The 22065-nt window shown below is 65.7% G+C and carries 22 protein-coding genes; 6 read left to right on the top strand and 16 right to left on the bottom strand.

Annotated features, from left to right (window positions below; all coding sequences use genetic code 11):
- Positions 1-10: 10 nt before the first annotated feature.
- The 13 genes from atpA to Atep_RS02045 all read right to left on the bottom strand — a co-directional run bounded on the left by atpA (position 11) and on the right by Atep_RS02045 (position 12225).
- The gene (gene atpA / locus Atep_RS02105; RefSeq protein ID WP_213379995.1) at positions 11-1552 is read right to left on the bottom strand and encodes a F0F1 ATP synthase subunit alpha; all 1542 of its coding nucleotides are present in this window, start codon (positions 1550-1552) and stop codon (positions 11-13) included.
- Positions 1553-1565: 13 nt separating this feature from the next.
- Complete coding sequence (locus tag Atep_RS02100; protein ID WP_213379993.1) at positions 1566-2105, bottom strand: F0F1 ATP synthase subunit delta; 540 nt, start codon at positions 2103-2105, stop codon at positions 1566-1568.
- A gap of 9 nt (positions 2106-2114) precedes the next feature.
- The gene (locus Atep_RS02095; RefSeq protein WP_213379991.1) at positions 2115-2585 is read right to left on the bottom strand and encodes a F0F1 ATP synthase subunit B; all 471 of its coding nucleotides are present in this window, start codon (positions 2583-2585) and stop codon (positions 2115-2117) included.
- 81 nt (positions 2586-2666) lie between these two features.
- Entirely contained in the window at positions 2667-2918 is a 252-nt protein-coding gene (gene atpE / locus Atep_RS02090; protein ID WP_012969289.1) for a F0F1 ATP synthase subunit C, read from the bottom strand.
- 97 nt (positions 2919-3015) lie between these two features.
- The gene (atpB, locus tag Atep_RS02085; RefSeq protein WP_213379989.1) at positions 3016-3885 is read right to left on the bottom strand and encodes a F0F1 ATP synthase subunit A; all 870 of its coding nucleotides are present in this window, start codon (positions 3883-3885) and stop codon (positions 3016-3018) included.
- Between the two features lie 13 nt (positions 3886-3898).
- A complete protein-coding gene (locus Atep_RS02080) occupies positions 3899-4276 on the bottom strand; it encodes an ATP synthase subunit I (protein ID WP_213379987.1) in 378 nt (125 codons plus the stop codon).
- 115 nt (positions 4277-4391) lie between these two features.
- Complete coding sequence (locus Atep_RS02075) at positions 4392-5366, bottom strand: ParB/RepB/Spo0J family partition protein (RefSeq protein ID WP_213379984.1); 975 nt, start codon at positions 5364-5366, stop codon at positions 4392-4394.
- 25 nt (positions 5367-5391) lie between these two features.
- Entirely contained in the window at positions 5392-6186 is a 795-nt protein-coding gene (locus Atep_RS02070) for a ParA family protein (RefSeq protein WP_213381371.1), read from the bottom strand.
- A gap of 7 nt (positions 6187-6193) precedes the next feature.
- Positions 6194-6853, bottom strand: a complete 660-nt coding sequence (gene rsmG, locus Atep_RS02065; protein ID WP_213379982.1) for a 16S rRNA (guanine(527)-N(7))-methyltransferase RsmG — start codon at positions 6851-6853, stop codon at positions 6194-6196.
- 45 nt (positions 6854-6898) lie between these two features.
- Positions 6899-8740 (bottom strand): hybrid sensor histidine kinase/response regulator, encoded by a 1842-nt coding sequence (locus Atep_RS02060; protein ID WP_213379980.1) that lies wholly within the window; start codon positions 8738-8740, stop codon positions 6899-6901.
- 87 nt (positions 8741-8827) lie between these two features.
- A complete protein-coding gene (gene tilS, locus Atep_RS02055; protein ID WP_213379979.1) occupies positions 8828-10309 on the bottom strand; it encodes a tRNA lysidine(34) synthetase TilS in 1482 nt (493 codons plus the stop codon).
- Positions 10310-10334: 25 nt separating this feature from the next.
- Positions 10335-11294: an acetyl-CoA carboxylase carboxyltransferase subunit alpha gene (locus Atep_RS02050; RefSeq protein WP_213379977.1), complete on the bottom strand. Its 960-nt coding sequence runs from the start codon at positions 11292-11294 to the stop codon at positions 10335-10337.
- A gap of 151 nt (positions 11295-11445) precedes the next feature.
- A complete protein-coding gene (locus Atep_RS02045; protein WP_213379975.1) occupies positions 11446-12225 on the bottom strand; it encodes a metal-dependent hydrolase in 780 nt (259 codons plus the stop codon).
- A 136-nt stretch (positions 12226-12361) separates the two neighbouring features.
- Between Atep_RS02045 and Atep_RS02040 the strand changes: the two genes are divergently transcribed.
- The 4 genes from Atep_RS02040 to Atep_RS02025 all read left to right on the top strand — a co-directional run bounded on the left by Atep_RS02040 (position 12362) and on the right by Atep_RS02025 (position 16053).
- Positions 12362-13252 carry a carbon-nitrogen hydrolase gene (locus Atep_RS02040; protein WP_213379973.1) on the top strand — a complete coding sequence of 297 codons (891 nt, stop codon included), beginning with the start codon at positions 12362-12364 and terminating at the stop codon, positions 13250-13252.
- An 85-nt stretch (positions 13253-13337) separates the two neighbouring features.
- Entirely contained in the window at positions 13338-14447 is a 1110-nt protein-coding gene (locus Atep_RS02035) for an anthranilate phosphoribosyltransferase (protein ID WP_213379971.1), read from the top strand.
- Positions 14447-14764: a Rieske (2Fe-2S) protein gene (locus Atep_RS02030; RefSeq protein WP_213379969.1), complete on the top strand. Its 318-nt coding sequence runs from the start codon at positions 14447-14449 to the stop codon at positions 14762-14764. Before Atep_RS02035 ends, Atep_RS02030 begins: the two co-directional genes overlap by 1 nt.
- Positions 14765-15030: 266 nt before the next feature.
- The gene (locus Atep_RS02025) at positions 15031-16053 is read left to right on the top strand and encodes a TOL_0243 family YfiR-like periplasmic protein (RefSeq protein WP_213379967.1); all 1023 of its coding nucleotides are present in this window, start codon (positions 15031-15033) and stop codon (positions 16051-16053) included.
- Here the strand turns inward: Atep_RS02025 and Atep_RS02020 are convergent.
- From Atep_RS02020 to Atep_RS02010, 3 genes are read right to left on the bottom strand one after another with little or no spacing between them, the layout of a single operon-like run.
- Positions 16050-18155, bottom strand: coding sequence for a TonB-dependent receptor plug domain-containing protein (locus Atep_RS02020; protein WP_213379965.1), 2106 nt, complete (start codon positions 18153-18155; stop codon positions 16050-16052). The two genes, Atep_RS02025 and Atep_RS02020, sit on opposite strands and share 4 nt — an antisense overlap.
- A gap of 40 nt (positions 18156-18195) precedes the next feature.
- Positions 18196-18801 carry a DUF2726 domain-containing protein gene (locus Atep_RS02015; protein WP_213379963.1) on the bottom strand — a complete coding sequence of 202 codons (606 nt, stop codon included), beginning with the start codon at positions 18799-18801 and terminating at the stop codon, positions 18196-18198.
- A 19-nt stretch (positions 18802-18820) separates the two neighbouring features.
- Complete coding sequence (locus Atep_RS02010) at positions 18821-19249, bottom strand: hypothetical protein (RefSeq protein WP_213379961.1); 429 nt, start codon at positions 19247-19249, stop codon at positions 18821-18823.
- Positions 19250-19422: 173 nt separating this feature from the next.
- Between Atep_RS02010 and Atep_RS02005 the strand changes: the two genes are divergently transcribed.
- Entirely contained in the window at positions 19423-21783 is a 2361-nt protein-coding gene (locus Atep_RS02005; RefSeq protein WP_213379960.1) for a hypothetical protein, read from the top strand.
- Positions 21780-22064, top strand: a complete 285-nt coding sequence (locus tag Atep_RS02000) for a hypothetical protein (protein WP_213379959.1) — start codon at positions 21780-21782, stop codon at positions 22062-22064. Before Atep_RS02005 ends, Atep_RS02000 begins: the two co-directional genes overlap by 4 nt.
- Position 22065: the final 1 nt, after the last annotated feature.

Genomic DNA, 22065 nt, shown 5'->3' with positions numbered 1-22065 from the left:
CCGGCGGCTGTTACCAGGTGTTGTTGGCCTTGAAGTCCTTGATCGCGGTGTGCATGGCCTGGGCGATGTCGTCGTTGAAATCACCGGTCGAATCGATCTTGGCCAGCAGATCCGCGCGGGCGGACTTCACATAGCTCTGGAGCGCGCGCTCGAAGTCGACGACCTTCTTGACGTCGACGTCGTCGAGATAGCCCTCGTTGGCGGCGAACAGCGAGACGGCCATCTGACCGACGCTCATCGGCGAGTACTGGAACTGCTTCATGAGTTCGGTGACGCGCTCGCCGCGCTGGAGCTGCTTGCGGGTCGCTTCGTCCAGATCGGAAGCGAACTGCGAGAAGGCCGCCAGCTCGCGGTACTGAGCCAGTGCCAGACGGATACCGCCGCCGAGCTTCTTGATGATCTTGGTCTGAGCCGCACCACCGACACGCGACACCGACAGACCGGCATTGATGGCCGGACGGATACCCGCGTTGAAGAGGTCGGTTTCGAGGAAGATCTGACCGTCGGTGATCGAGATCACGTTGGTCGGAACGAAGGCGGACACGTCGCCGGCCTGGGTCTCGATGATCGGCAGCGCGGTCAGCGAGCCGGTCTGGCCCTTGACCTTGCCGTCGGTCATCTTCTCGACGTAATCGGCGTTGACGCGCGCGGCACGCTCCAGCAGACGCGAGTGCAGATAGAAGACGTCACCCGGATAGGCTTCGCGGCCCGGCGGACGGCGCAGCAGCAGCGACACCTGACGATAGGCCCAGGCCTGCTTGGTCAGGTCGTCGTAGACGATCAGCGCGTCCTCGCCCTTGTCACGGAAATATTCGCCCATGGTGCAGCCGGCATAGGGAGCCAGGAACTGCATGGCGGCCGAGTCGGCGGCGGGCGCAGCGACGATGATGGTGTGATCCATGGCGCCGTGCTCTTCGAGCTTGCGCACGATGGCGGCGATCGAGGAGTTCTTCTGGCCGACGGCGACGTAGATACACTTAATGCCTGTGCCCTTCTGGTTGATGATGGCGTCGATGGCCACCGCGGTCTTGCCGGTCTGACGGTCGCCGATGATCAGCTCACGCTGACCGCGACCGATCGGCACCATGGCGTCGATGGCCTTAAGGCCGGTCTGCACCGGCTGGTCGACCGACTTGCGCTCGATGACGCCCGGCGCGACCTTTTCGATCGGCGAGGTGCCTTCGGCTTCGATCGGACCCTTGCCGTCGATGGGGTTGCCCAGCGCATCGACGACGCGGCCCAGCAGACCCGCGCCGACCGGCACTTCCAGGACGCGCCCCGTGCAACGGACCCAATCGCCCTCGGACAGATGGGTATAGTCGCCCAGGACCACCGCGCCCACCGAGTCACGCTCCAGGTTCAGCGCCAATCCGTAGGTGTTTCCCGGGAATTCGAGCATCTCATAGTACTGAGCATCGGACAGCCCGTGGATGCGCACGATGCCGTCGGTCAGGCTGACCACGGTGCCCTCGGTGCGAGCCTCGGTCTGAAGCTCGAATTTCTCGATCTTCTGCTTGATGAGATCGCTGATCTCGGATGGATTCAGTTGCATGGCGGTGTCCAGTTCAGAATTGCAGAGCGTGGGCCAGTTGCTTGATCTTGCCGCGCACGGAGTGGTCGATGACGAAGTCGCCGGCGCGGATCTCGAGTCCGCCGATTAGGGCGGTATCGATCTCGAAGCTCAGATCGACCTGAGCGCCCAGGCGCTTCGCGAGCGCATCGGCCAGGGCCGAGCGCTGCGCGTCTTCGACTTCGAACGCACTGCGCACCAGGACGTGACGCACGCCTTGATCGGCGACGCGACGCTCCTCGAAGAGGCGCGCGATCTCGGGGATGGCCGCGAGCCGCGCGTTGTCCGCGAGCAGACGCACCAGATTGGCCGGACCCGCCGCAAGCGCGCTGCCGCAGATTTCGAGCAGCAGGTCACGGATCCGCTCACGCGGCACGGTCGGATTGCCGATCTGCGCAGCCATCTGCGGATCCGAGGTGACGGTCGCCAGCAGCGTCAGCGCCTCGGACCAGGCGTCGACCTGCCCGGACTCCTTGGCGTGCGCGAAGGCGGCCTCGGCATAAGGGCGCGCGATGGTGGTGAGTTCTCCGGCCATGGTGTTCCCTTAGAGCTGCTTGGCGAAATCGTCGACGATCGAGCGATGGGCCGCGACGTCGATCTCTTTCTGGAGGATCTTCTCGGCGGCGGCGATGGCCAGCACGGCGACCTTCTCGCGCAGCTCTTCGCGCGCACGATTGGTCTCGCGCTCGATCTCCGCCTTGGCGGCGGCCAGCAGCCGCTCACCCTCGGAACGCGCGTCGGACTTCGCCTCTTCGACGATGTCGGTCGCACGCTTCTGGGCCTGACCGACGATCTCGGCCGCGTTGGTCTTGGCCTCCTTCATCAGTTCCAGTGCGCGCTGCTCGCCGAGCGCCTTCTCCTGGTGACCACGCTCCGCGGCGGCGAGACCCTCGGCGATCTTGGCCTTGCGCTCCGCCAACGCCTTCACGATGGGCGGCCAGATGTACTTCATGCAGAACCCGACGAACACCGCGAAGGTGATCATCTGGGCGAACAGGGTCAGATTGATGTTCATAGCGTTGCCTCGTGCCTTTGCCTCGGACCTAGTCAGGATGACAGGCGAGTGTCCTCGACCCGGCCGGAGCCGGATGCATGTTTAGGCAGCGAACATCAGGTACAGACCCATGGCGATCGCGATGACCGGCAGGGCGTCGACCAGACCCATGACGATGAAGAACTGGGTGCGCAGCATCGGGATCAGTTCCGGCTGACGTGCGGCGCCTTCCAGGAAGCGACCGCCCAGGACACCGATGCCCACGCCGGCGCCGACCGCGCCCAGACCGAGCATGAGGCCCGCGCCGATGAACTTGATGGCCATTGCGAATGCTTGTGCGACTTCGAGTTCCATGAGATCCCCCAGGGGTTTGAGTAAAAAAGACGGACTGTCGGTTGATGAAAACGGGCCGGGCGTCGAGCGGTCAGAGGCTCGACACCCGTGCGGACGATCAGTGATGTTCCTGATGCGCCATGTCCAGATAGACGATGGTCAGCACCATGAAGATGAAGGCTTGCAGCGTGATGATCAGGATGTGGAACACGGCCCAGACGAATTGCAGCACGCCGGCGGTTCCGGCCAGGACCATGCCGCCGCCGTAGAGCAGCGCGATCAGGATGAAGATCATCTCGCCGGCATAGAGGTTGCCGAAGAGTCGCAGCGCGAGCGAAACGGGCTTGGAGAGCAGACTGATGCCTTCCAGGATCAGGTTCGCGGGTAGGCCCCACTTGCCGAAGGGTTGCAGGGTCAGCTCGCCGAGGAAGCCGCCGACACCCTTCATCTTGATGCTGTAGTAGAGCACCAGGATGAAGACCATGAGCGCCATACCGAAGGTGGCGTTCGGGTCGGTGGTCGGCACGACCTTGAGATAGACGTGATGCGGATCGGCACCCAGGGTGGCGAACAACTGCGCGAACAGGTGCGGGATCAGATCGACCGGCACCAGGTCCATGAGGTTCATCAGGAACACCCAGGCGAAGATGGTCAGAGCCAGAGGTGCGACCATGGAATTTTTGTGGCTGAAGGAGCCGCGCACGTTCTCTTCGACGAAATCGACGATCCATTCGACGAAGTTCTGCGCGCCGCTGGGCACACCGGCGGTCACGCGCTCGGCCACGCCCTTGAAGAACCAGATGAAGACCGACCCGAGCAGGATCGAGAAGAACATGGTATCGACATTGATGGCCCAGAAGCCCATCTCAGCCGCTTCGGCGCTGTTGTGCGCGAAGCCCAGACCATGCTCGGGATGCCAACCGAGCGTCAGATTGGTGAGATGGTGCTGGATGTATTCTTGGGAGGTCAGGGTTTCGGAAGAAGCCATCGATCATCTCTCGCTACTGGGTTCGGCTGCCCGTTTGAGCGGCAATCAGGGTCGGAATCACTTGGACCAGGAAGTAGGCGCCAAGCAAGGCCGGTATGTTCAATTCGTCATAGATCGCGAACGCAACCCCGAAGAGTCCGAGGATCAGGGCGATCTTCGCAACCTCGGCGCTGTAAAAACGCAAAACCACCCTCTCCGGTGCCTGGGCGCGATAGGCGCGAAAGACCCAGACCACCAGTAAGGCGTTAGCCAGCCAGCAAGTTCCGGCCCCGATCAGGACTGAAATCGCAACTGGACTGCCGAACGGCAGGGCGACGATGGTCAGGATCAAGCCGAAGATCGACTGGATTCTCAGGATCTGTCGGGCTTGAGGCGCGTTCGGCTGTTGCATTGAATCGACGTGAGTGGTGCGGGTTCGGCACTCACAAGCCCGTAATTATAAATATTCGTGAACACAGGGTCAACGTCAGTGAACGCCGTTCGTCCAGAAGTGCGGCATCGGTGTATCACTGGATGCGTGACAGGATGCCATCGAGCTCATCCAGGGTGTTGTAGGCGATCACCAGCTTGCCCGAGCCGCGCTGGCCATGCTGGATCCGGACGTGCGCACCGAGCCGGTCGGTCAGGTCGTTCTGGAGTCGGCGGATATCGGGATCGTCCGTCGGCGCCGGTTTGGCGTTCGCGCCCGGCGGTTCGTCGGCCTGCTGGAGTCGGCGTACCAGACGTTCGGTTTCGCGCACCGAGAGCCCGGCGGCGACCACTTGATGCGCAGCCTGACTCTGGACGTCGCCCTTGAGTCCGAGCAGAGCGCGCGCATGGCCCATCTCCAATTGAGACTGTGCCACCAGTTCCTTGACATCCGCGTTGAGTTCCAGCAGACGCAGCAGATTGCTGACCGTGGCGCGCGACTTGCCGACCGCCTCGGCGACGTCCTGATGGGTCAGGTCGAACTCGGTGATCAGGCGTTCGAGTGCGCCGGCCTCTTCCAGCGGGTTCAGGTCGGCGCGCTGGATGTTCTCGATCAGGGCGATGGCCAGGGCGGTGCGCTCGTCGACCTCGCGGACGACGACCGGGATCTCGGCGAGTCCGGCCTGCTGTGAGGCACGCCAGCGGCGCTCACCGGCGATGATCTCGTAGCGCGCGCCGGTCGCGCCCGGCTCGGCGAGCGGACGCACCACGATCGGCTGGATCACGCCCTGGGCGCGGATGGAGTCGGCCAGCTCGCGTAGCGCCTCGGGATCGAAGTCGCGTCGCGGCTGATAGCGTCCGCGCTGGATGTGCTCCAACGGCAGACGGCGGACGGCTTCGACGGGCATCGGACTCGGGTTCGGATTCGCGCCGGCACCTGAGGTCGTCGTCGGGGTTTCACCACTGGTCGGGTCGAGTCGCGGCACCGGTGGACGGGCCGCACCCAACAGGGCGTCGAGTCCGCGCCCGAGTCCTTTTTTGCGCGGCGTGCTCTTCTGTTCGCTCGTGTCCATGCGTCTTGGGATCGATTGGACCGGATCAGGCCGCTTCGGCCTGGCGGCGTTTTTCGTGACGGCGCAGCACCTCGCTGGCGAGCGCCAGATAGGCGAGCGCACCGCGCGATTGCGGGTCGTAGACCAGCGCCGACTGACCGTGGCTGGGCGCCTCGGCCACGCGGACGTTGCGCGGGATGATGGTGCGGTAGACCTGATCCTTGAAATGGGTGACGAGCTGGGTCGAGACCTGATTGGCCAGGTTGTTGCGCGGGTCGTGCATGGTGCGCAGGATGCCTTCGATCCGCAGACCGGCGTTGCGGCTCTCGCGCACCTGTTCGATGGTGTCGAGCAGCGAGGACAGCCCTTCGAGCGCGTAATACTCGCACTGGATCGGGATCAGCACGCCGTGCGCCGCAACCAGCGCATTGAGCGTGAGCATGTTGAGCGAGGGCGGGCAGTCGATGATGACCAGCTCATAGGCCCCGACCGCCGTGGCCAGTACCCGGCTCAAGCGCTGCTCGCGGTCGGGCGAGTCGAGCAGCCCGACCTCGGCGGCGGTCAGATCGGCGTTGGACGGCAGCAGGTCGAATCCGGGCGCGGGTTCGGTGACGCGCTGGAGACAGTCGGCGATGGGCACCTCGGTCAGCAGCAGATCACAGGTCGTATGCTCGACCTGATGCTTGTCGACCCCGCAGCCCATGGTCGCGTTGCCCTGCGGATCGAGATCGATCAGCAGCACGCGACGGCGCATGAACGCCAGCGCGGCGGCGAGATTGACCGCCGTGGTGGTCTTGCCGACCCCGCCCTTCTGGTTGGCGATCGCGATGATGTTGACCATGGTCGACTCAGTCACTCCGGAGTTCGATCAGATGACGTGGGGCATCGAGAAAGGGGATCGTCAGACGATGGACGCTGGGGTTGAGCGCGGCCCAGGCGGTGTCGTCGGACGCCTCGTCTGCGCGTCCCTTCATGAGCAGCAGCCGGCCCGGTCGATCGCAGAGATCGGCGGTCAGCACGGGCAACACGGATTCGGCGGCCACTGCGCGGCTGACTATGGTACTGAATTTTCGTCCCGGTCGGTACGTTTCGATGCGCGACTGCACCGGCTCGACGTTGGTCAGGCCGAGTTCGAGCACCGCCTGACGGACGAAGCGGACCTTTTTGTTGTTGCTGTCGAGCAGCCAGAAACGGCGTTCGGGCGCGAGGATGGCCAGCGGCAGTCCCGGCAGACCGGCGCCGGTGCCGACATCGAGCACCGTCTCGCCGAACAGGAAGGGCGCGATCGCCAGACTGTCGAGCAGATGCTTGGCGACCATCTCCAGCGGATCGCGCACGGCGGTCAGGTTGTAGGCCTGGTTCCAGCGCACGAGCAGGCCGAGGAAGGCGACCAGACGCACCCGTTGCTCGGGCGTCGGCGTCAAACCGAGTGCGGCACAGCCTTGGGACAGCCGGTCTTCGATGATCGGCCACTGGGTGGCGTCTGGAGAATGTACAGCCTGCTTCATCAGTCCTCACTTCAGTATCGATATCCAACTTGAAACCCTGGAGGTCTAGCGTCCATTCGGCACCGACAACCATGTGTCCACCACGCCGTAGAGCGTCTCGGGCATCACCGGCTTGGTGAGGAAGTCGTTCATACCCGCTTCCAGACAGCGCGCCCGATCCTCGGCGAAGGCATTGGCCGTCATGGCCACGATCGGCGTCCGGGCGCTATGGGGATCCTGACGGATGCGGCGGGTGGCCTCCAGTCCATCCATGTTCGGCATCTGCATGTCCATCAGGATCAGGGCGTAGTCCCGTTCGGCGCTCAGACGCACGGCCTCGACGCCATCGTCGGCGGTGTCGACGCGCAGTCCGGCCTCCTCCAGCAGATCGCGCGCGATCTCCTGGTTGATCGGCTCGTCCTCGACCAGCAGGACGCGACAGCCGGCATGGTCGCGCTTGAGCCGTTCCCCGGCGTTTTCGGGCGCGCCCGACTCGGGCCGAGGCGCGAAGGCGATCGGCTCGCCCTTGAGCAGACGGGCGCTGAACCAGAAACGACTGCCGACGCCCGGCGTGCTGTCGGCGCCGGCCTCACCACCCATGAGCCGCGCCAGCCGCTGGGTGATCGCCAGTCCCAGACCCGTACCGCCGTGCTGGCGGGTGATGGAGTTATCGCCCTGCTCGAAGGCGGCGAATAGGCAGGGCAGCACCTCGGGTTTGATCCCGATCCCGGTATCCTCGACCTCGAAGCGCACCAGGGCGCTGGCCGCCTCCTCCTCGGCCAGCGTCACCCGGAGCGCGATCCGTCCGTGCTCGGTGAACTTGATGGCGTTGCCGGCATAATTGATGAGCGCCTGCTGCAAGCGTGTCGCATCGCCGAGCAGATAGGGCGGCAGGGCGTCGACCTCAGCGACGAACTCCAGACCCTTGGCGGCGGCACGCTCATTCAGCATCGCCACAACCTGCTCGACCAGTCGCTCGACCTGGAGCGGCGCCGATTCGAGCGTGAGCTTACCGGACTCGATCTTGGAGAATTCGAGAATCGCGTTGATCAGACTCAGCAGATGCGTGCTGGCCGCCTCCAGCTTGTCGAGCCGCGCGGTCTGATCGGGCGAGAGACCGGCTTGACGCATCAGATGCGCCATGCCGCTGATGGCGTTGAGCGGGGTGCGGATCTCGTGGCTCATGTTGGCCAGGAACTCGCTCTTGGCCCGATTGGCCGCCTCGGCGGCGTCGCGGGCAGCGGCGAGTTCGGCGGTGCGCGCCTCGACCAGCGCCTCCAGATCGCAGCGACGCCGTTGCAGCTCGGCCTCGGCACGGCGGAGCGCCTGTTCGTCTTCGAACCTTTGCTCCTGCGCTTGCAACAACGACCCCAGCAATGCCATGACCACAGTCAGCACGGCCAGATAGGGCACGGCGATCTGCTCCAGAACGCGCGGGCGCCAGTCGGGCGGCAGCAGCGGCACCCAGGCCAGGGCCAGTACATGCACCAGCAGCGCGAGCAGAAAGAGCGTCCAGACATTGAGCCGCACGCGGCCGGCACGGTGCAGGGCGTGGAACAGGCTGCCCAGCAGTGCGGCGGTCAGAATGGTCCCAACCCCCATATAGAGTCCGGGGCCGCCGAGCCAGATTCGATAGGCCGATGCGATCAGGGCGGCGACGATGGCCGCCGGGGCACCGCCGAAGGCGCCGGCCAGCCCCACCACCACGGTACGCCCGTCGAAGATCAGATCGGGCATCAGGGTCACGGGGTAGATCATCCCCACCAGGGCCACCACGCCGAAGACCACGCCATTGAGGATCTGTACGGCCAGACGCTCACGCGGCAGCCGGGCGATCAGAAGGCTGTAGGCCGCCACCAGCGCCAGCAGCAGCGTGGCATTGTGGATCAGTCCGACCAGAATGCTCATCGCGTCACACTCTCGATAAACCAAGTCGTCTTTCCAAAGACCGCGACCGCCCATTTCGATGGCGCGCACGACCCCCACACGAACATCTCAGGCTTTCCCGGCCCCGGTGTCTGCGGGAACACAGACATTCAGCGATCGTCGCAGTCCGGGCCAATCCGGCTCCCAGGAAAATCCGGACCATGACAAAATCAAGCTTAGCCCGATCCCGTCGGCGGGGCCATGACAAACACCGACCCCGGCGATGGCGATGAGCCGTTCGCCCTGGAAGATCAGGGGCAGACGACCTCTGAGCCAGACCGGGACGCCGGCCTCCTGGAAGCGCTTTTTCAACGCTCGGCGCGGTCGGTTCGCCGCACTCCGGCAGGAGTCGCCGAGCCGACCGAAGCGAACCCGGAGCTCGACCGCCTTCATAGCACCCTTGCATGACGGTGCAGTGTCGAGGTCTCGCATCGGGGTGGGAGGCGCCTCCGACGAGCCGGAACCAGGGTGCCGGCGCCACTCCAGTCGCCCGAATCCCGCCGGCAGTTCCAGGATGCCGTGCTCACCGGTGATGCGCCAGAGGATGCATGTCTCACTCGGCAGCGGCGGCAGCGGGCGACAGGCCAGCATGTCGCCGCGATAGCGTCGCACCTCGCACCCGCTCCAGGCCACGCACGGATTGGCATCGTCGCGGGCGGCGGGGAGCTCGTCGAGCAGGCGGTCGAGATGCCGCGTATCCGGTAGCCTGAAACCACGTTCGACCAGCCAGAGCCGAACCACGGCCTTGCGCAGCGGCCGGTCGAGGCGCGCGAGCGCGGCCAGTGAGAGCGCGCCCGGCCGGGCGCCGCGCGCTTCGGCGAGCGATCGAACGGCGTACTGGTCGACCAGTTCGGCGGCCTCGGCGCAATGGCGCGCACTGCGCGACAGGGTCGCGTCCGCCGACGGCCAGCGCGCACGCAACAGCGGCAGTACGCGGTGGCGCAGATAGTTGCGGTCGAAGGCGGTGTGATCGTTGCTGGGATCCTCGATCCAGTCGAGCTCCCGGCGGTATGCATAGTCGACGAGCGCTTGGCGACTGAAGTCGAGCAGGGGTCTGACGAGCCGTCCGGCGCCGAGCGGGGCGACGACCGGCATGGCGGCCAGTCCATGCGGCCCGCTGCCGCGCAACAGCGCCAGCAACAGGGTCTCGGCCTGATCGTCGCGATGCTGGGCGGTGAGCAGGAGGTCGCCCGGCGCGAGCAGACGACGGAAGCTGGCGTAACGCGCCTCGCGCGCCCAGGCTTCCAGGCTCCCGCCGGGGTTGGGTGCCGAGGTCGGACGTTCGATCCGGAGCCGGATATTCAGCGCGGCACAGTGCGCGGCACAGTGTTCGGCCCAGTCGGCCGAGGCCGCTTGCAGCCCATGATCGACATGCACGGCCATGAGCCGATCGGATGAGTCTTCGCCCGCCAGCCGCTCGCGGATTGCGGCGAAGGCATCCAGCAGAACACTGGAATCCAGCCCGCCGCTGTAGGCGATCCAGTAACGCGGGACCGCGCCCAAGGGGGCGAGGCGCTCCAGCAACGCTTCGGGCGTAAACAGGCTCGTCACGTCATTGCGGACACCACCGCCCGGATCAAGCTTCCTTGAAACGCCCGAAGCCCATCAGACGCTTGTAACGCGCCGCGATCAGTGCATCCATGTCGATCTTGTCGAGCGTCTCCAGACGCGCCAGCAGCGCCTGCTTGAGCGTCTTGGACATGGCGTCCGGGTTGCGATGCGCGCCGCCCAACGGCTCCTGGATGACCTCGTCGATCAGCCCCTGTTCCATGAGCTTGTCGGAGGTGATGGCCATGGCCTCGGCGGCCAGTTGCGCCTTGTCGGCGCTCTTCCACAGGATCGAGGCACAACCCTCCGGCGAGATCACCGAGTAGGTGCTGAACTGCAACATGCCGAGCCAGTCACCCACACCGATGGCCAGCGCACCGCCCGAACCGCCCTCCCCGACCACAGTGCTGAGGATGGGCGTGCGCAGACGCGACATCTCGCGCAGATTGCGTGCGATCGCCTCGCTCTGACCGCGCTCCTCGGCGCCGACGCCCGGATAGGCGCCCGGCGTGTCGATGAAGGTCAGGATCGGCAGCCGGAAGCGCTCGGCCATCTCCATCAGACGCAGCGCCTTGCGATAGCCCTCGGGACGCGGCATCCCGAAGTTACGCAGAATCTTCTCCTTGGTGTCGCGCCCCTTCTGATGCCCGATGACCATGACCGGACGCCCGTCGAGCCGAGCCAGTCCGCCGACGATGGCCGGATCATCGGCAAAGGTGCGATCGCCGTGCAGCTCGTGGAACTCGTCGAAGATCCGCCGCACGTAGTCGAGCAGATAGGGACGCTGCGGATGACGCGACAACTGCGAGATCTGCCAGGGTGTGAGCGAGGAGAAGATCGACTCGGTCAGCGTCCGGCACTTGGCCTGCAAGCGCTCGATCTCCTCCTGGATGTTGAGTGCATTGTCGTGCCCGACCAGCCGAAGCTCCTCGATCTTCGCCTCGAGCTCAGCGATGGGTTGTTCAAAGTCGAGAAAGTTGAGATCCATAGCCCCGAGATCGTTTGTCTGAATCGCGCCTGCTGGAGGCTGGTGTTAGCGTCGTCGACCCGCGACCGAGCGCCGCGAGGCAAAGGGTCGATAATCTAGCGCACCCCAGCCCCTGAGTACAGCGCCGCGCGCCATCGCGCGTCGGCCACCGTCAGCCGCGTAGCCGCTCTAGCGGAAGCTGCCGGCTCAACTGCGCCCACCATTCGTTCAGATGACCGAACGCCCAGTGCGCCGCCTCGCGCAGCCAGGTCTCCAGCCCGGCCAGGGTCGCCTGCGGGTCGAGGTCGAACCGCTCCAGCACGGTCCGCACGGGCGGAGCTATCGAGATCAGGCCGGCGAGCACAGCGGCCATGCCCAGGGTGCTCCAGGGATATTTCAGGCTGATCGGCTTGAGCGCGGTGCCGAAGGAGCGCTTGACCTTGGCGTTGAACAGATCGACGCTCGAAAATTCGTCGAGCACCAGATGGGTCAGATAGCCGAGGCCGACCATCAGACCGGCGATCCAGGCACGCTCGGCCGAGTGCTCCCACACCCAGTAGGCGAGATTGGTCATCGCCATCGATACGGCGGCGACGGCCAGCCAGGAGTGCCAGACCCCGCGATGGACGGTGAAGCTCGAAAAGACCTTCAGCACGCCATAGCGCACCGCCAGAAAGACCGTGCCCCAGATCGCCGCCAGCACCAGCGGCTGAAAACGCACCGTCAGCGGCAGAGTGACGGCGAAGGCCAGCACGACCCCCAGGACGTTGAACAGCAGTCCGGTCGGCCTGGAGCGCTCCAGGTCGATGTCCGGCAGCAGACTGCCGGCCACGCCGAGTGCGAACAGGACCGGCATCTGCGACTGCTCGATGAAGCCGGCCACATGCAGCGAGAGCGTGGCGGCGGCACTGACGAGGATGCCGATATTGAGATGTGTCTGAAAATTGGCCATGTGTCTCGCGCCCCATGAAAACATCGCGTCCCGGCCAATCTCAGCCTGCGCCCGCTCTTGTAGACCCCCCGAAGGTTCGGCGCGATGTTATAAACAAGGCTGCGCTCCGAAGCAAAACATTCCGAGGTTCGACACCATGCCCCGTTCGTCACTGACACTCGCGCTCGTCCAGCAATCCGACCAGGGCAGCACCGCCGCCAATCTGGAGGACTGCGAGGCCGCCATCCGCGCCGCCTCGATCCGCGGCTGCGAGCTGGTGCTGCTCCAGGAGCTGCACAACGGTCCCTATTTCTGCCAGACCGAGAACCCGGATCTGTTCGATCTGGCCGAGTCCATCCCCGGATCGACCACCGAGCGTCTGAGCGCGCTCGCGCGCGAGCTGCAACTGGTGATCGTCGGCTCGGTGTTCGAGCAGCGCGCGCCCGGTCTCTATCACAGCACGGCCGTGGTCCTGGACGCCGACGGCGCGCTCGCGGGCATCTATCGCAAGATGCACGTCCCGGACATGCCCGGCTGTTACGAGAAGTTCTATTTCACACCCGGTGATCTGGGCTTCAATCCGATCGACACCGCCGTGGGACGCCTGGGCGTGCTCATGGGCTGGGATCAGTGGTTTCCGGAAGCGGCGCGCGCCATGGCGCTCGGCGGCGCTCAGATCCTGCTCGTACCGAGCGGTATCGGCGCCAATCCCAACGACATGCCCGAAGAACAACAACGTCGGATCCAGTCCTGGATCACCGTCCAGCGCGGGCACGCCATCGCCAATGGTCTGAGTCTGGCCGCCTGCAACCGGGTCGGTTACGAGTCCGACCCCAGCGGTCTGACGCCGGGGACGCGCTTCTGGGGCAGCTCCTTCGTCTGCGGTCCCCAGGGTGAGATCCTCGCCCAGGCCGACGACCAAGCGCCCAAGCTCCTGGTCGCCGAGGTCGATCTGACGCTCACCGAGCCGGTGCGGCGGCTCTGGCCCTTTCTGCGCGACCGGCGCATCGACGCCTATGACGACCTGGAGCGGCGCTTCCGCGATTGAGTATTGAGAATGCCGCCCGAATGCTCGATATGGTTTGCTTCGAGTGAACCGACGACGACAGTCATACTCCCTGGAGGACAACCCGATGACCCAGACCGATGACCCCAAGACCCTGATGCGCTCGATCATCCAGCGTATCGCCACCGGCCCCGAACTCTCCAAGGACATTTCGCTCGACGAGGCGCGCGCCGGAATGCGCGCCATCCTCGACGGCGCGGTCGATCCGGTCCAGGCCGGGATCTTCCTGATCGCGCTGCGCATGAAGCGCGAGACCGACGACGAGATGAAGGGCGTGCTGGACGCCATCCGCGAGGCCACCGGCCATGTGGTCGCCGATGTCGACGATGTGGTCGACATCGCCGATCCCTATGACGGCTACAACCGCTGTCTGCCGGCGGCGCCCTTCCTGATGCCGCTGCTGGCCGAATGCGGCGTGGCGAGTATCAGTCATGGCGCGCACGCGGTCGGTCCCAAGTTCGGCGTCACCCACCGGCATGTGCTGGAGGCGGCCGGGGCGCCGGTCGATCTCACGCCGGTCGAGGCCGCCGAGCGCCTCGCCGATCCCGAACTCGGCTGGAGCTATGTCGACCAGCGCGCCTTCTGTGCCCCGCTGCACAACCTGGTCGACCTGCGCTCGACCATCGTCAAGCGTCAGGTCATCACGACGACTGAGGTGCTGGCGCGCCCCATCCACGGGCGCAAGCACACCCATCTGGTGACGGGCTATGTCCACAAGCCCTATCCGCGCATCTATGCCATGCTCGCGCGTCATGCCGGGTTCGACTCGGCGCTGCTGATCCGGGGCGTCGAGGGCGGCGTCATCCCCTCGCTGCGGCAGCAGGGCGTCTGCTTCAGCTATCAGCATCATTCCGAGGAACAGTCGTTCGAGATCGACCCGACCGCGCTCGGCATCGAACAGACGGTGCGCTCGGCGCCCCTGCCCGAGGATCTGCCCCAGACCACCCGACCGGGCGACGAGATTGCGGTGGCGGTCGATATCGAGGCCACGGCTCAGGCGGCGGCTGAGGCCGGACTGGCGGCGCTCGATGGGGCCAAGGGCCCGACCTACGACAGCCTGGTCTGCACCGGGGCGCTCATCCTGTGGCATCTGGGACGCGAGCGTTCGCTGGAAGTGGCCGCCGATCGCGTCCGCGACGTGCTCGACTCGGGCCGCGCGGCGCGGAGGGTGCGCTGATGTCGGATGCTTTCGTCGCCGTCGCCGCCTGCGATACCATCCCCGACGGTAAATTCATCAAGGTCAGGGTCGCCGGGAGAGATGTCATTCTCGCGCACGTCGCCGGGCGTTATCATGCCGTCGAAGACAATTGCAGCCACGAGGACTATCCGCTCTCCTTCGGCTGTCTCGACGGCGACCGGATCAAGTGCTCGCTGCACGGCAGCCGCTTCAGTCTGGAGACCGGCGAGCCGCTCGACGAACCGGCCGACTGCCCGATCCGGGTCTTTCCGGTCAAGGTCGTGGACGGCTGCGTGTGGATCGATCCGACCGCTTGAGCCCGGCACATCCGACACCGAACACGGGTTCGCATCGTGCCTCCGCCTCGGAATGCGGTAGTCTGCGCCCTGGATAGGCTCTGGAATCGCGCGGCGGGTGCGTTGTGAATCCGACCTTCAGGGCGGGAGGATGTCAAACAACAGGGGATACAGGCTGCATGAGGAGAGGGCTGGACCGAGACCGGATCGGCCATTCGACACCGACGACAGGGACAGGACGCGCCGTATCGACCCGGTTTGACTTCAGCCTCGTTCGCGGCACATTCTTGTGTCTTGCCCTCTGTATTTCGGTGTTGCTCGCCCCCCTGGACGCCCTGGGCAATCCACAGGGCCTGTGGTATGAGGACGAGCAGCGGATGCAGCTCGGCCTGAAGCTCTTCCCCGTCAGTATCGGCGCGCTGGAATCGCTCGAAACCGTGCTCGGCCCGGACGGTCGGCTGCTGGTACTGGTGGTCTACGAAGGCTCAAGGAACCCCGCGCTCCAGGTCGCGGCCCAGTTCGGGTCCGTGACGGTTCGCGGTCATGGACTACGGGTCGAGGTACTCTCGGCGGCGGATCTGGACGCCTATACCGGCCCGCGTCCGGGCGGCATCTTCATCGCAAGCGTCGGCCTGTCCCCCGATCGCCTGCGCGCCTGGTCCGAGCGTCAACGTGCGCTCGTCTTCTCTCCGTTCGATGGCGCCGTCGAGGCCGGCGCCGTGGTCGGTCTCCATGTGGCCGATCGCGTCCTACCCATCGTCAACCTGACCCAGGCCGAACGCTCGGGCATCCGGTTCAGGCCCTATTTCCTGGAAGAGGCGCGTCACTACGAACCCTTCGACGAGATCGACCGGCGCGCGAACTTTCTGCTCAACTTCGCCTTCTTCATCCAGTGGCCGGCCTCGGCGTTCGACTCGGCGTCCGCGCCGCTGCGTTACTGCGTGCTCGGCAACCCGGAGCTGTCCGCCAGCCTGCAACGGACCCTGGCCGGCGAACGGGTCGCGGGCCGGCCATTGCAGCTCGCCGGCGTCCAGGAGCAGACAGCGTGGCGCCGCTGCCATGTGCTCTATCTCGACCATCGGGCGGCTGAGTCCATGTCCAGGGTGCTCGCCGAGGTCAGGGAGGCGCCCGTGCTCACCGTCGGCGATACGCAGGATCTGGTACAGGCGGGCGGCATGGTGTCCCTGGTGCGCGAGGACGGACGACTGCACCCCATGATCAATCGCGAGACGGCCGCGCGCGCCGGTATCCGGATCAGCTCCAAGCTGCTGCGTCTGGCGACCCTGGTCCAGGAATCACGGACGCGCTAACGCCATTGGTAGGAGATCTGTATCCACCAGGTGCGCTCCTCCAGCCGCAGATAATCGTCCGTGTAGGTATAGGCGGCGGCAGGCGACTTGATCTGCTGACCCAGGAGATTGTCGACGCCCGCGCGCAGGGTCAGTCCGGGCGTGCCGACGTCGAACCAATTCAACGTCAGCGACAGATCCTGATAGCCGGGGAGTCGGTCGTCACGTGGGTCATCAGCCGAGCGATGGCGGTCGCCGACAACGCGCCAATGCCCGCTCAGCAGGATGTCGGGGCGCGGGCGATAGAGCAGGCCGAGGTTGCCCAGCCAATCGGCCGCGCCGACCAGCGGGCCGCCGGTCTCCTCGTCCAGGGTGTCGCCGTAACTGAGGTTGGCCGTCAGTTTCCAGGTTGGACTCAGGCGCTGTTCCCATTCCGCCTCGACGCCCCGGAGCCGCACCCGGCCGCGGTTGTCATAGCGGCTGTTCTCGAGGACGATCAGATCCCGGACCCTGGAGTGATAGAGCGTGGCGCGCGCGACGCTGGTGCCACGCCGGAAGATATAACCGAGTTCGGTGGTGGCCACGGTCTCGGGGTCGAGCGAGAAGGTGTCGCGCACACCGCTTCGGGCGTTGCCGTAGAGCTGATACAGCGTCGGCGGGAAGAAGGCTTCGGCATATTGCGCCTTGAGGAGGTGTTCGTCGCTGAGGGTCCAGACGGCGGCCAGACGCGGTGAGAGGTTGTCGCCGACGTCGCTGTAGCGGTCATAGCGCAGACCGGCCGTCACGGCCAACGGCCCCAGCAGCCGGAACTGATCCTGCAACGCGAGACTGTGGATCGAGCGCCGCGCCCCCTCTTGGAGGTAGTTCCGGTCGCCACTGTAGCGACGCACGGTCGGGAGCGGTTCCAGGGTCTCGACATCGCCGTTGAAGACCCACCAGGCGTCATCGATGCGCATCTCGGCCGATGAGAGACTCAGTTGCCAACGATGCCCGCTCCAGCCGCTCCAATCGAGATCGAGTTCGGCCTCCCGGCGAGTGGTGCGCACATAGTCTTCGATAAAGACGCCGTCGGGATAGACGTTCTGCGACCCCAGCGGGAAGGCCACACCCGAGGGCAGCACGTCCACGGACCAGTTGCCGGTGTATTCCGACCAAGTGAGCTTGAACTCGGTGCTGAGTGTCGGCAACGGATCGAAGGTTCGGCGCACCTGGATCAGACTCTGTTCGGCCTGGGAGGCGTTCGCGCCCGTGTTCGGCTCGGGCAGCACGTTCAACGCGCCAAAAAAGGTGCCGCCCTGATTGCGGCTGTACTGCGCAAGCATGGAGAGTTTCTTGTAATCCAGCGCAAAGACGGCCAGCCGGTGGTTCTCGGCATTGTTGATGCGGCCCGGCGCTTGGGAGAGTTCACGCTGGCCCAGGACATGGAGCCGGTCGGGTCCGGCCGTGATCTCGGTGCCCTGTTGGTCCCAGCCCGAGGCATTCAGGTTGAGACGCCAGTCGCCGTCGGGCGATCGCGCCGAGAGCACGGCGCCCGTCCCATAGGTGTCACCGCTTCCGGCGTGCACATAGGCGCGATTTTCATTTTGGCGGGTGATGACGTTGATGACGCCGGCGAAGGCGTACTCGCCATGCACCGCCGAGCCGGGACCGCGGATCACCTCGATGCGCTCCACCTGCTCGATCGGGATGTAGAGGATGTTGGAATAGCCGGCGAAGGCGTTGTTCATCGCCACCGAGTTGAGCAGCAGCTTGACGTTGCCGTTGCTGTGCTGGAAACCGCGGATCGCCACGCGCCGACCGCCGTTGTTGTTGCGCTCGATCTGCACGCCGGGAACCAGCTCCAGGGCCTCCCAGACGGTCCGCGCGCCCAGCGCGACCAGTTCGTCGCCGTTCAGGACGCTCAGAATGCCTGGGACATAGTCGGCGTTCAGGCGTGTCTTGGTCGCCAGGGCCGACACGTCACCGATCACGGACAACAGGTCGGTCCTCGCGTCCCGGTCGCCCTCGGCCTCCTCCCGATCATCGCCGGATGCGGCGCTCAGCGGCTCGGAGACCGCCGGCGACGGGCTGAAGATCGCGGCGATCAGAACGACTCCAAGCCGCAAGCGCCGTGCCGTTGCCATGAATGTCGTCCTCCACGGAAAAAGCTCTCACTCGAGCCTGTCAGGGGTCGTCGAGTTCGAGGTCGGGATCGATCCTGAACCTGGGTTCATCATCGAACAGCCGCGGCTTCGCGAGGTCGGTTTTCGGTCCCGGCGCGGATTGGGCCTGCCGCGCCGAGGCGGACAGCGCCTCACGGACCCGTGACTCGACCTCGGCGATCGCATAATGCGGCTGCTCGATCAGGCGCACCAGGGGCAACCCGACCGTCTTGCAGATCCGGTCCAGCCCGTCCGTGCCCGGCGTCTTGCGCCAGAGCCGGCGCGGGGCCAGATTCAGGGCGCAGCGCGGGGTCAGGGTCTCGCGCTCGCAGATCAGGACGTCGAAACGATGGCGTTCCAGCCGATCGGCGGCCCGCTCACGCTCACGCCGCCGCAGACGCGGCGCGATGTCCAGCACCTCGGAGGCGCGAACCCGGACCAGCAGGCGGTAGTCCGCGCCCAGGATGTGCTCCAGGACGGCCAGCAGGGCGCGTTCGGGCACGTCCAGCAGTGGCGCGCGTAAGACATAGGGTCGCGGACGACGCCGGCCAAGCGCCCGCGCCAGATCGATCAGCACGACCAGCAGGACGAACCCGCCGAGACCGATCAAGACATGGAAGTGGCCCATTCATCCCACCCGTGGAGCTTCACTTGGCCAGCGGCACACGGTTCTTGTGATACCAGGCCCGATCCAGCGACCAGATCACCGACTCCACGTCGGGCTGACTGAGCATGACCTGGATCGCCTGCATCTCGACGGCGCGGAAGCGGCGCTCGGCCTCGACCACCTCGGGGGCGTCGGCGGGCTTGTCGGCCAGCGACGGATCGATGCGATTCAGAAAGGGTCTGAGCGGCGCTTCGGAGGCATGGGGGCTGGTCAGGGTGACGACGCCGTTGAGAAAGAGCAGCACCTTGAAGTCATAGGGATATTCCGCGAGCATCGGATCCTGCTCCAGCACCTCGTTGAGTTGCCAGACGCGGGGGCGCAGTTCGTCGTTGTGCCAGGTCAGGGTCACGATCAGAAAGATCAGGAAGGCGGCGGAAGCGATGATGGAAGTCAGGGTCAGTCGATCCATTGGAGATGGCGGCCTCTGGGTGCGTTACGAAGCCCGACATGATGCGTGCGAGGCACGGGGCGACGCAAGCGACCTTGAACCAAAGCGACCGAGAGTGACCAAAGGACCGACCCCAGCGAACGCGGTTACACTATCCACCTCGAATCGTCGTATCCATCGAGAGACCGACCACGATGACCATGGAGAGCCGGGCCGACCATCCCTTCACCGCGCGGCGGGTGTGGGATCATCTGCGTCTGAAACCCTATGGCGACAGCCTGCTGACGCCCGCCGCGCGGGTGTGGCTGGGCTTCGCCTGGACCATCATCCTGCTGATGGCCACCCTGGAGGGCATCGTCTGGGGACTGGTCGGGGCGAGCATCGTCCCTCAGGACAGCGCCTGGCTCCAGCCCTTCATCGGGCTGCTGCTGTTCGTACTGATCTTCTCGGTGGTCTGGATCATCGATGCCTCGCTGGTGATGTCCGAGCGCCCGATGGTGCGCGCGCGCCGCTGGAATCCGGGCGCCAATCAGGGTTTCATGGCCCTGGTGCGCTGGCTGTTCGGCTTTCTCGCCCGGCTGGCCATCGTCGCGCTCTCGCTCTATGTGACCGCGCCCTTCCTCGGCAAGCTCATCCGTACCGACGACATCAGCAACTATCATCAGCGCCGGGTCGAACAGTATTACGCCGATCGCGACGCTCAGCTCAAGGCCCGGATCGCCGAGCGCACCGCCCAGATCGAGGAGAACCACCGTGCGCGCGTCGAGCCGCTGGCGCGCGAGATCGAGCGCCTGACCGAGTCGATCGCGCGCGAGCGCCGGCGCCGCACCGAGATCGAGACCGAGTTCGCCCCCGAACTGGAGGTGCTGCGCCGTGATCTGGCCGCGACCCAGGCGCGCGTCGGCGACGAGATCCTGGGGCGCGACGGACGTCCGGCGGGCCGCGGACCCGAGGCGCGCAAATGGGAAGCCAATGCTCAGTTGCTCGCCGGCCAACTGGAGGCCAAACAGTCCGAGCTGGATGCGCGCGTGAGCGAAATCGATCAACGTCTCGGCGAGTGGGAGCGCACACTGCGCGAACGCACCGAGACCCTGCAACGGCTCGGCGAGGAGCACCAGAAGCGTGTCGACGGCATCGCCGCCGAACTCGCGGCCCGGCAGCTCGAACCCAATCCGCCGCGTCTGACCTTCGCCACCCGCTCCAAGGCGCTCCAGGCGCTCCGGGACAGCCCGGAGGAACAGGGCGTGCCGCATTTCGAGACGGTCGAGGGCTTCGCCCAGGCCACGCTCGGCGTGCTCTTCCTGTCGCTGATCGCGCTCAAGCTGTTCGAGCCGGGGTCGGTGCGCGCCTATTACAGCGAGACCATCCAGATGCAGTACCGCAAATATCTGGAGGGCGGACTCGACGACATCCCCGGATTCGCGCCGCTCGATGCCGGCGGGCACAGGCTCAACCCGGTCGAATTCACCCGTCTCTGGCTGGCCTATGAAAAAGACCCCACGGCCTTCTTCGCCGAGCGTCAGGCCATCATCGAGGTGCGCGAGCCGCTGTTGCGCTATCTGGCCGAGCGCGAGCTGGAGCGCGATCGTTTCGCCCATCGGCGTGAGAACCTGGAGGACGAGCTGCTGTTCGCGCGCCGACGGCGCGAGCGCGAGCTGGCGGCCTTCGAGCGCGAACTGGAGGTGCGCACCAATCAGCTCCAGGCGCAACTATCGACCGAGACCAAGGCGCTCAAGGACCAGCGGCGCATCCAGCTCGCCGTCGAACTCCAGAAGGCGCGTCAGGACTGGAACCTGCGCCGATTGCACGAGGAGGAGGAGATCCGGCGCGAGCGCGAGCGTCTGGAGCAGGAGCATCAGCAGGCGCTCGAAGCCATCCGTCTGCGCGAGCAGGAGATCGAGCATGTGCGCGAGCGCAGTCAGGCGCGCGTCCGTCAGGCCGAGGTCACGGAGCAACTGGCCCATCAGCGCAAGCTCGCCGAGATCGAACAGCGCCACCGGCACGAGAACCGCAAGGCCCTGGTGAACGCTGCGCGCGAGGAGCTGACCCGTCTGCGCACGCTCGAGACCAAGCAGCGCGCCGAGCGCCAGAGTCTGCGTGAGGGCACACGCAAGCTGGAGGACGAGATCACCGCGACGCGCTCGGGCATCGCCGTCTGCGAGGTCGAGCTGGGTGACTTGAGCCATCGGGCCGCGACGCTGCGCGAGCAACTGGCCTGGCGTCAGGCCGAAGAGGCCAGGGCCGAGGAGACGCGCAAGCGCAGCTTCTGGTCACGCTCGGCGCGCCCCTCCGAAGGTCAGACCGCCCGCGAGATCGAGCGCGAACTCAAGGCCGTGGAGAAGTCCGAGCACGCCGAGGCCGAGCAACTGGCCAGGCTCAAGGACGAACTGCGCCTGCTCGAGCGGCGGCTGGAGGCCGTTGCCGGCGAGCGGCGCGAGGCCGAGATGCGACTGGCCGCGACCGAGGCGCGCATCCAGTTCCACGAGGACAGTCTGACCACACTGCTGTCCCCCGAACCCATGAGGAGTCACTCGTCGGCAAACCGGAAGCGTTGAGCATCATCCAGCGCAACGGCTATGCCTCCACAGAGGCCTTCGCCGAGCAGATGGCCTTGATCATCCGGGCCTACATCGCCCATACCGCCCGGATCAACCTCGATGAGTTCGAGGACTCACTGCAATCCATGAGCCCCGAGGAACAGGAAAGCCTTGCTGCCGTGCCTTTTGCCCAATCGCTGCAGGCGACCCGAAAGTCTCTCGCCGCAGTTCCCGGCGCACACATCGAATCCATACTTCCGTATCTCGATCGATTGCATCGAATGCTCGAACCGAACTGAC

The sequence above is a fragment of the Allochromatium tepidum genome (assembly GCF_018409545.1).
GTDB classification, from domain to species: Bacteria; Pseudomonadota; Gammaproteobacteria; order Chromatiales; family Chromatiaceae; genus Thermochromatium; species Thermochromatium tepidum_A.
Note: the sequence above shows the minus strand (reverse complement) of the source record. Positions and strands in the feature narration are given on the sequence as shown.